Source organism: Aeromonas sp., assembly GCF_050633025.1.
GTDB lineage: Bacteria > Pseudomonadota > Gammaproteobacteria > Enterobacterales > Aeromonadaceae > Aeromonas.
Map to the genome: position 1 here is coordinate 1 of NZ_JBODRQ010000193.1, position 4,553 is coordinate 4,553.

General features: G+C 60.8%; 4 protein-coding genes and 2 pseudogenes. 2 read left to right on the forward strand and 4 right to left on the reverse strand.

Annotated elements, in window-relative coordinates; translation table 11 throughout:
• Positions 1–130 precede the first annotated feature (130 nt).
• The 3 genes and pseudogenes from ACRAUW_RS16895 to ACRAUW_RS16905 form a co-directional block, all read right to left on the reverse strand.
• The gene (locus ACRAUW_RS16895) at positions 131–454 is read right to left on the reverse strand and encodes a SelT/SelW/SelH family protein (protein WP_431363207.1); all 324 of its coding nucleotides are present in this window, start codon (positions 452–454) and stop codon (positions 131–133) included.
• A gap of 78 nt (positions 455–532) precedes the next feature.
• On the reverse strand, positions 533–1,657 hold the full coding sequence (locus ACRAUW_RS16900; protein WP_431363208.1) for an adenosylhomocysteinase: 1,125 nt from the start codon (positions 1,655–1,657) through the stop codon (positions 533–535).
• A gap of 198 nt (positions 1,658–1,855) precedes the next feature.
• Positions 1,856–2,075, reverse strand: a pseudogene (locus tag ACRAUW_RS16905) (hypothetical protein); the annotation flags it as partial.
• A gap of 75 nt (positions 2,076–2,150) precedes the next feature.
• Between ACRAUW_RS16905 and ACRAUW_RS16910 the strand changes: the two are divergent.
• Positions 2,151–2,339 (forward strand): annotated as a pseudogene (locus tag ACRAUW_RS16910) (LysR family transcriptional regulator); the annotation flags it as partial.
• Positions 2,340–2,381: 42 nt separating this feature from the next.
• On the opposite strand, the gene ACRAUW_RS16915 reads toward ACRAUW_RS16910, so the two are convergent.
• Positions 2,382–2,810 (reverse strand): hypothetical protein, encoded by a 429-nt coding sequence (locus ACRAUW_RS16915; protein WP_431363209.1) that lies wholly within the window; start codon positions 2,808–2,810, stop codon positions 2,382–2,384.
• A 67-nt stretch (positions 2,811–2,877) separates the two neighbouring features.
• On the opposite strand from ACRAUW_RS16915, the gene ACRAUW_RS16920 reads away from it, so the two are divergent.
• Positions 2,878–4,553, forward strand: a 1,676-nt coding sequence (locus tag ACRAUW_RS16920) for a formate--tetrahydrofolate ligase (RefSeq protein ID WP_431363210.1), incomplete at its 3' end; no start/stop codon positions are given.

A 4,553-nucleotide genomic window follows, 5' to 3' on the forward strand; every position in this document is an offset into this window, starting at 1 on the left:
CGCCTCACCGCAGCCTGGCGCGGTTAGCCACGACAAGCTATCAGGTATCAATCTGACCGATAATCTGAGAAGGGAGGCATGCGTCTCCCTTCTCTTGTCTGGTCAAACCAGGTGTTATCTATCGGGGAGCTCAAGGCTGCACCGATGAGTCGGCCGCCTTGCGATCCGAGTGGCCGAGATCCCGCTCAGGGGCGATGACATCGCGTACCCGCTGCTTGATCTCCTTGGCCTCGGGAAAGCCGTCATCGACCACCCGATCCCACACCTGCACCCCATTGACCAGAATGCGAAACTCCCCCTTGCTGGCCGGCACCAGCGCCACCTCTCCCAGATCGCTGTCGAAGGTGGAGAGCAGCTCCTGCGCCAACCAGGCGGCGCGCAGCATCCAGCGACAGAGGGTACAGTAGCGGATTTCGATGCGGGGTTTGCTGATCAGGGTTTCAGACTCGGTCATGAGTGACTCCATAAAAAAAGCGGCCAATGGCGGGAAGTGGCGTACCGCCGCCCAATAGCCGATCCCGGTTTGGTCAAATCAGTGCTGATCAACCCCATGAAAATCGGCCAGCCAATGGCGGGCAATGGTACGCATCGCCGATTCTGGCAGCTCGAACAGGCCGGGAGCAAGAGGGCCTGCCGCCAGCATCCGGATCCCTTCCATTATCTCCGCCAGCACCAGATAGACATATTCGCCAATCACGGCGCCATGGACGAAGTTGACCGCCTCGCCCCGGTTGAGCAGGTAGATCTGGGTACCATCCGGCCGGTTGAGAGCCAGTACATGGGGGCACACCTCTTCGCTCGGCCACGGCAACTGGGCCAGCGAGAAGGCGAACTCGTCGTCAGCCGAGGTGACCGAGGCCACCATGGTGCCGGGGCGCAGCGCCTGCAGATCCACCAGGTCCAGCGAGCCATTGCCGGTAGAGCAGATCACCAGCTCGGCACGGCTCAACGCCTCGGCCTTGGTGATCAGGCGAAAACCGTGAGAGAGCGCTTCCACCTGTCGCAACACATCGGTCTCCACCAACCCGAGATGAAGGTTGCGACAGCGCAAGTCGCGGGCGATGCTGCGCCCGACCTTGCCATAGCCAAACAGCACGGCTTCGCAGACGTTAAAGGTACGGTTGAGGGTGCGGGCCAGCGACTCGGCGGAGTAGACCACGCTCAAACCAATCTGGATATCCTCGGCCTGCTTGAGGGGACTTCGTGCCACCGACACCACCGGGGTCGCCAGCACCTCCTGCTCATAGCGCTGATGGCCGTTCTCGGTCATCTCCACCACCCCGAGGAAACGGGGGCCGAAGTATTCACTCAAGATCACCTGGGTTTTGGCAAAGTAACCGCCTATATCGAGGATCAGCAACCGCTCGTGAGGGGCCACCAGCGGTGCAATCTGCTGAATGAGGCTGTCGGGATCATTGGTCCAGCGCCGGTTGAGGGGCAGCACAGGATAGTGTTGGGATACCCACTCCATAGTCTGGTCATGTACCGATTTTGGTTTGGGCAAAATGGCGCCAATCCGCCCAATCTGGGAAAGCGCTTCGATAAAACGGGGGCGATCGGGCAGCAGGTGAGTGACCAGCAGAATGCAGAGACCGTCGATCCGTCCCTGTCCGGTAAAATGGCGAAAAAACAGATGCTCAGATCCTTGACTGCGCAACTGTGGCCTCCTTAATTTGCCCCGGGAAGTGGTGCTGCAAGACAGGCAAACAGAACCCGGCTCTGCCGGGTTCTGTATGTGTCCAAATAAAATGAAAATCCTTTTTATCTTAAACACATATGAGGCTCAATCATTATCTGCCAAGAGTATGAGCGAGTATGCAAAAATGACTGTAATTGACTGTTTTGTATGCAAAAATCAGTATAAAGAAGCAGCAGACCATCCCCACAGAGGCTGAGTCCGGTTCCCGCCGTGGCGAGCAAGATCAGCCCCCCCAACGCACTGGCCAGGGTTTGTCACGCAAAACCCACTCCAGCAGGGCGCGAAAACCGGTGAAAGCGGCCAGCACACCGGCCAGAACACCGGCCAAAAGGGCAATCAGCAAGCGGCCATCAATGCCAATCACCAGCTGCAGCCACTGCCATGCTTTTCCGGTATGCCATAGAGGCCGCCGAGCAAGGATCTCACCAGCTCGAAAAAGCCAGGGTGGACCACCTTTATCGTGGGGGAGGCCCTGCGGTCAGGACAGCTGGTCAGCCTGCTGCCCGAGTAGGACAAGGGAGATGTGGGACTTTATGCAGTCTATCCGCACCGCCGCTTTGTCTCGACCAAGGTGCACTGCTTTATCGCGTTCGTGCCGGAGCGCTATCTCGCCCCACAGCAGTGGGATACACCGACCTGATGGCCAGAACAGAGGGTACGGCCTGCTGGCCCGGCTTGGAACCTAACGCTGGTCGGGGGCGATGGTGGATGCGGCAACAGGGGTGAGCTTGGCTCGCAGACGCTCCTGCTCGAGGTGCAGCTGCCAGCGTGGCAAACGGGTGCGGATCACCGACAACTGTGACTCACCGAGGGCATAGGGGAGCGCCACCTCCAGCTCGGGGCAATCGAACATGGCGGCCAGCTGCAGGATCAGGATGAGGTTTGCCTCATCGGTCTTGTGCTTGTTAACCCGTTTGCGGATCTCATGGCGCAGCTGGGTTTCGGGGTCCTGAGTCATCGCCTGCCAGCCGAAACCAAACAGCGGTACCAACGCACTGACCATGCCCAGCACCGTGATGGGCTGCTTCGGAGGATGATAGAGTTCGTTGAGATCCAGCAGAACAGGATCCTGACGAAACTCACCACTACCAAATAAAATCGTTTTCTTCATTGGATTACCCGTTATATTCCACTAGACTGCGCCGCATATTTTACCCCGATATGCCAACGAGGTGCTGATGCTAAGCGATATCGAGATCTCCCGCCAGTCCCCCCGTCTCTCAATCCACGCGCTGGCCGAACACCTCGCCATCCCCCAGCACCTGCTCATCCCTCATGGCCACTACAAAGGCAAGCTCAGCCTCGACCTGCTCACATCTCAACCCACACAGAGCGGCAAGCTGGTACTGGTGAGCGCCATCACCCCGACCCCGCTAGGTGAAGGGAAAACGGTGACTACCCTTGGCCTCTCCATGGGGCTCAATCATATCGGTCAACCCAGCATCGCTACCATCCGCCAGCCGAGCCTCGGGCCGGTATTCGGGGTCAAGGGGGGGGCCGCAGGTGGCGGCCACGCCCAGGTGGTGCCGATGGAGGAGATGAACCTCCACCTCACCGGCGATTTTCACGCTCTGACTGCGGCCCACAATCTGGCGGCGGCTGCCCTCGATGCCCGCCTGTTCCACGAACAGAAACTGGGTGCAGAGTTCACCGCCAAAACCGGCCTGCCGCGGCTCGATATCGATGCCGACAACATTCTCTGGCCACGCACCCTCGACATGAATGACCGCGCCCTGCGCCACCTCACCATAGGACAGGGGGGCGCTGCCGATGGTGTGGAACGCAGCGATCGCTTCGTCATCACCGCAGCCTCCGAGCTGATGGCCATTCTGGCGCTGGCGAGCGATCTGAAAGACCTGCGCCAGCGCATCGGCCGCATCCAGCTGGCCCGCGATATTCACGGCAAGCCCATTACCGCCGAACAGTTGGAAGTAGCGGGCGCCATGACGGTGCTGCTCAAGGATGCGCTGCAGCCGACCCTGATGCAGACCACCGAGCAGACGCCGGTGCTGGTGCATGCGGGCCCCTTTGCCAATATCGCCCACGGCAACTCCTCGGTGATCGCCGATCGCATCGCCCTTGGTCTGACCGACTATGTGGTGACCGAAGCGGGTTTTGGCTCCGATATGGGGCTGGAGAAGTTCTTCAACATCAAGAGCCGCCAATCCGGCATTACCCCGGCCTGCGTGGTGCTGGTGGCCACGGTGCGCGGCCTCAAGGCCAACAGCGGCCTGCTCGATATCCGTCCGGGCCAACCGCTGCCAGCCAGCCTGCAAGGGGAAGATCTGCCAACCCTCAAGCAGGGCTGCGCCAACCTCGCCTGGCATATCCGGAACGCCCGTCGCTACGGGATGACGGTAGTGGTCGCAATCAACCGCTTCCCCACCGACAGCGAGGCCGAGCTGGCGCTGCTGGCCCATGAAGCGCAGCAGGCCGGTGCCTGTGGTACGGCAATCTCCAACGCCTTCACCCAGGGTGGTGCCGGTGCCAGCGAGCTGGCCCGCGCCGTGGTCGCCGCCTGCGAGCAGCCAAGCAAAGTCAAACTGCTCTACCCCGACGAGATGAGCCTCGATGCCAAGTTGGCGACTCTGGTGGAATGTGGCTACGGCGGCCGCGGAGTGCAGCTCTCCGACAGAGCCCGCCATCAGCTGGCACAGCTCTCCGCCGAAGGGTGGGATCACTTGCCCATCTGCGTGGCCAAGACGCCGCTCTCCATCAGCCATGACCCCGCTCTCAAGGGAGTGCCGACCGATTTCGAGGTGCCCATCGACGAGGTGAAGCTCTGCGCCGGTGCCGGGTTCGTCTATGCGCTGGCGGGCCCTATCATGACCATGCCGGGGCTGGGCAGTCTGCC